The organism is Bacteroides sp. RTP31139st1_H2_RTP31139_211217 (assembly GCF_040227615.1).
Lineage (GTDB): Bacteria > Bacteroidota > Bacteroidia > Bacteroidales > Bacteroidaceae > Bacteroides > Bacteroides uniformis.
Genome location: NZ_JBCNZM010000078.1, coordinates 17,276 through 21,909, shown reverse-complemented (window position 1 = coordinate 21,909; position 4,634 = coordinate 17,276). Strand labels below are relative to the sequence as shown.

The window sequence follows — 4,634 nt, the reverse complement described above, 5'->3', positions numbered from 1 at the left end:
AAGCTTTCGTTTTGAAGTCATACTAGTAACACATTTATTAGTTTGTAAATGTGTCTACCTATATCAGGATAAGACACTTTATTTTTATCTTGATGGCATGCTCATTATTGAGTATAACTACTGTTGTGCATGCACAGCATATTGACAAGCAAACATATATTTTTGCCATCAAAAAGGTTGATACTCTGAAACTGGACAAGTATGTAATGATTGATCAAATACAAGGGACACAATCAAAGCCCGTCATTCTTTTTGCATTTGGGGGAGGTTTCAAAGGCGGGAGAAGAGATAATCCCGATTACATTTCTTATTTTCATTTTTTGGCACGAGCCGGCTATGTGGTAGTATCAACAGATTACCGTACCCAATTAAAGGATATAGATAAATCGGAGTATTCGGACTTGCAAGGATTCTCTTCTGCCCTGCAACAAGCAATCACTTGTGCTGTAGAAGATTTTGGTGATGCTACAAATTATATAATTGAGCATAGTGTAGAATGGCAAATAAATCCTGCACAAATTATAGCTTGCGGTTCAAGTGCAGGTGCGATAACTGCCCTTCAAGCAGAGTATGAGATTTGCAATCAAACGGCTTTTGCGGACAGATTACCTGCCAATTTCAATTATGCAGGGGTCATTTCCTTTTCTGGAGCAATCTGTGCCAATGGTATTCCAAAATGGATAATGTCCCCTTGTCCTCTTATGTTGTTCCATGGTGATGCCGACAGCACGGTTCCTTTTACTAAGGCAGTAGTAGAAGAGGAAATGGGGCTATGGGGCTCAAACTTTATCTGTATGCAACTGAAAGAAAAAGAGACAGCATACTATATAGCGGAAGGTATAGGACATTCCCTATCCTATTCTCCTATGAAGGATAATCGTCATGACATCCTGAGCTTCCTAAACCGGTTGGTACTTGGTAAAGAAAAACGTTGCATTACGACTGTAGAGAAGAATCCGGAAATATCTAGATATAAGAGTGATTTTACAATAGAAGATTATATCCGTGAAAATATGCGTTAATTCCTATCTTTATATCCTTTCCAGAGTTTTTGTTTCTCCACCAATCAATTATCTTTGCACATTATTATTCCATAAAAACAAATCTTTAATTCTATAAATTATGTTGGTACGTATTATCAGTATGGTCATAGCCGGAGTTATTATAGTATATCTAGTCCGTTGGATTGATAATTTTTTCTCCAGGTATCGCAAATAAATCTTGCCTGCAATGTAAACCAAATACTCCAATTTGTTTCCCATTACAACCTATGCTGACAAAATGCGGACATTTTCTAATTCTAAAACAAGAAAACCGCAAAAGCTTTTTTTAGCCATTTGCGGTTTTTTCCTTGTGATTCCGTTGCCACTACTTTTCATACTGGCTGATAGTCAATTATATATCTTTTGTTACCTAAATTACTTTTAGGAAAGGAGGTTTTAATCAACACCTGGCATTGAACAATACACATAGTAATCTTCCTCAATACAAGTTATTTTAACGTCAAATCCATCAGGGTCAATTCCGTCTGTGCTGATGCAAATAGTATCTCCTACTTTCCCTAATAATTCTTTTATTTCCACCTCAAAACTGAACTGCCCAGCTTCAACAATATAGAGATACGCTTTTTTATCCATATTACTTCTGCTTTTGGATTAATATTTGAATTGTTCTTTCTTTCTCAGTTATCACTCTTTCTTTTTCCTCCAATAGAGCGTTGAGATGCTCTATCTCTTTGCGACACTCGCTTAAAGTTATATCTCCAGAGATTTTATTACCATTGCCCTTAACTTGATGACCTATATTAATTCCAGAAGAGTTTATATCTCTATCAAAAAAATAATCTATTGGTACATTAAAATAATCTGCTATAATTTCCAGGTTGTCGGCACCAGGAATCGAAGTGTTATTAAGCCAAACATATAAGTTTGATTTAGATATACTTGTGTCTTTCAAAAACTGTGCTTGACTGATCTTTCTATCTTCAAATAATCTTCTTATTTTATCAGGATTAAACATGTTATACTATTTATACTAGATTTAAATAATAATATAAGATTAAAATAATAGGATTAATATTTTGATATTAGACTATTATTTTAAACCTTTGCGTTATAAATATAATAATAACAATCGTAATATTTAAGATTATGGAAGAGAAAAAGCAAAAAATGGTACCCAAGTACCATTACGACCAGATGGAGAAAAGCACGAGACTGAGGCTCCGTGATGAGTTCCTAAGAAGAAGCGGTATGTCATTGATTACATTCTACGACAAGTTAAGAAAAGACTCCTTCAAACCTTTGGAAAGAGAACTATATGAGAACATTTTCATAATTCAACAAAATTAAGAACCAATCAAATTATGGAGGAATTTAAAAGAATACCCTTCGGTGGTAATCCCTATGCGGATTTTGAGTTTTTCAAGGTAGAATTAAAAGTCTGCGATGTGAAATACACTCCAGAGCAGATTTATGCACACTTTGAATTCACAAGTGGGTACAAAGTAGATGTACAAGGTACATTTTATCCCTCACTAATTCGCAAAGCTATAGTTCAAGTTCGCGAAATGGAGCAAGCACATATTACAAACTCATCACGTTGTGAAATTCATGCCGATAACTAACATCGAGTTCTACAACACCCCCGAAGGTGATGTGATGATTAAAGAACTTGGGCATGCGGCAGTTGTGCTTTGTGAGGACAACCGCCCGACCATCGAGTACATGCTTGCTGTCATCAGGGACAGATACCCGAAAGCACATGCCAGGTTAATGCAACTTTACTCCAGTAGTACAATGAATAGGTGGCATTATGAATTCCGGGTAGTTCACCGCTTCATCCGCTGCAACTTCGGCGAGTATGACCAATACAACCTTGACATCAATAAGGATGGACAATTCGTATTCGAGGAGGTAAAGTGCCCACTACGAGGTGAGTGCGAACATGAGGGAGTGATTTGTCGCCCGGAACTTGACACGGCACTAACCGCCCGTGAGATGAATGTTTTCAGACTCATCGCTTCCAATTGCCAGACGGATGATATTGCAGCGGAACTGCACATATCACCTTATACGGTGAACCGCCATCGGGAGAATATCAAAGCGAAAATCAAGGTTCATAATGTGAGTGAGATGATTTCTTACTGGCATCAGAACCAGATGAAATGAATACCAATAAAAAAGAAATATCAATGAAGAAAGGTCAGAAAGTACGCATTCTGCGTACCAATCAGGTAGCGACAATCGTCGAAGTGGAGTTAATCAGAAAAAGTGGCAAGGTACACCGCTACTGTCATCTGAAGGTAGATAAAAAGCCGGACTTGTGGTTAGACTCTTCAGAACTGGGGGGATTGGTGGAAAGGTGCCGGATTACTTTCCATGATGACAGAGGGCAGGAATTATACTTCGATGTGGAGCGTGATTATGATAAGGAGAATTTGAGCATGACATTGACCGGACGTCCAGAAAACCTCAAGGAGCATCACGGAATCAATATAGTGATGGCCGAAATGTTCCTCGATGGTTTTAAGGCACACCAATCTCATTCTTGATAATCACCACAACATATGACGGAAGAAAATCTTACACCATATATCCCTATCGGAACTTTATTCAAATACCTGCTCAAGGATTACCGTAGGGAGCGGCAGCGCACTATTCATATGGAGGCCCAAGTCAGAAGTCTGTTAAAGCGGAACGCCTATCTTGAGCAGGAAATAGGCAAAGTAAAGCAAAGACTGCTGAAGAAGGTGGAAAAGAGTGAGAAACAGATTGATTACTCGCAGGAAATCAGCCGGCTGCACCAGGCTGTTTCCTGCCGGAACAACACGATGGAGCAGCTCAGGAATGAGAATGCCCGACTGAAAAATGAACTCGATACGTATTTGCTGTTTCTCGGCAAGTTTTAAGTCCTACCATCCGAACCCGGACACAGTGTAATTCGTAGCGGCAAGATACAGAACTATGTACTTTACTCAAGACGATATAAAACGAATCAAGGAGGCTTCCAAAGGCAGGCTCCTTGATGTTATCGGTGACTTCCACGAACTACGCAAACGGGGGGCCGAATATAAATGCGAATGCCCTAAATGCCATGGACAAGAGAAGTTACATATCTCTCCGGCCAAACAGATTTTCAAATGCTTCAGTTGCCCGGATATAAAAGGCAAAGAACCGCTGGACTATCTGCAGAGGGCAGAAGACATGCAATTCCTGGAGGCATGCGATTACCTGGCGCGCAAATTCAATGTATTGCTGGACCCCAAACCGGAGAAGAAACCTTCCAAACCCACAAAAATGAAGAAACGGAGCAAGGAGGCCAAGGGAGAAAGTGTCGATACATTCTGCGCCCGTATGCTTGCTGACAGCGGTCTGACCTATCAGGACGTGACGGCACATATCTTCAAGAAGGGAGATACACAGAGCATTTTCGAGGCGAAGACTTTCCGTCCGGGAACCGTTGACGAATACGGCAATATCGTTGACGGGGATGATGTCATCATCGAATATTACGACCTGGACGGCATGCCGGTCACTTATACCCGTAAGCTGCCGGGGCGTGGCAAGCAGGAACTCAAAGTGTATTACCGCGTCCGCTGGCAATTCCCGGAAGAACACCGGGACAAGGAAGGG

8 protein-coding genes are annotated in these 4,634 nt (G+C 40.1%); 6 read left to right on the top strand and 2 right to left on the bottom strand.

Translation table 11 applies throughout. The annotated features are described in order from the left end of the window. The first annotated feature begins 50 nt into the window (after nucleotides 1-50). The gene (locus ABUA47_RS13825; protein ID WP_347775006.1) at nucleotides 51-1,022 is read left to right on the top strand and encodes an alpha/beta hydrolase; all 972 of its coding nucleotides are present in this window, start codon (nucleotides 51-53) and stop codon (nucleotides 1,020-1,022) included. Between the two features lie 417 nt (nucleotides 1,023-1,439). On the opposite strand, the gene ABUA47_RS13820 is transcribed toward ABUA47_RS13825, so the two are convergent. Beyond that, entirely contained in the window at nucleotides 1,440-1,637 is a 198-nt protein-coding gene (locus ABUA47_RS13820; RefSeq protein WP_005828945.1) for a hypothetical protein, read from the bottom strand. 1 nt (nucleotide 1,638) lies between these two features. Continuing rightward, nucleotides 1,639-2,019 carry a helix-turn-helix domain-containing protein gene (locus tag ABUA47_RS13815; RefSeq protein WP_005828948.1) on the bottom strand — a complete coding sequence of 127 codons (381 nt, stop codon included), beginning with the start codon at nucleotides 2,017-2,019 and terminating at the stop codon, nucleotides 1,639-1,641. A gap of 346 nt (nucleotides 2,020-2,365) precedes the next feature. On the opposite strand from ABUA47_RS13815, the gene ABUA47_RS13810 reads away from it, so the two are divergent. From ABUA47_RS13810 to ABUA47_RS13790, 5 genes are all read left to right on the top strand, one after another. Beyond that, nucleotides 2,366-2,626: a hypothetical protein gene (locus tag ABUA47_RS13810; protein WP_005823526.1), complete on the top strand. Its 261-nt coding sequence runs from the start codon at nucleotides 2,366-2,368 to the stop codon at nucleotides 2,624-2,626. Further along, nucleotides 2,613-3,170 carry a response regulator transcription factor gene (locus ABUA47_RS13805; RefSeq protein WP_005828953.1) on the top strand — a complete coding sequence of 186 codons (558 nt, stop codon included), beginning with the start codon at nucleotides 2,613-2,615 and terminating at the stop codon, nucleotides 3,168-3,170. The genes ABUA47_RS13810 and ABUA47_RS13805 overlap by 14 nt, the downstream gene beginning before the upstream one ends. 23 nt (nucleotides 3,171-3,193) lie before the next feature. Next, nucleotides 3,194-3,553, top strand: coding sequence for a hypothetical protein (locus tag ABUA47_RS13800; RefSeq protein WP_008664669.1), 360 nt, complete (start codon nucleotides 3,194-3,196; stop codon nucleotides 3,551-3,553). A gap of 15 nt (nucleotides 3,554-3,568) precedes the next feature. Next, a complete protein-coding gene (locus ABUA47_RS13795; protein WP_349831685.1) occupies nucleotides 3,569-3,910 on the top strand; it encodes a hypothetical protein in 342 nt (113 codons plus the stop codon). Between the two features lie 55 nt (nucleotides 3,911-3,965). Continuing rightward, nucleotides 3,966-4,634 (top strand): CHC2 zinc finger domain-containing protein (locus tag ABUA47_RS13790; protein ID WP_349831683.1); only part of this gene is annotated, 669 nt, incomplete at its 3' end.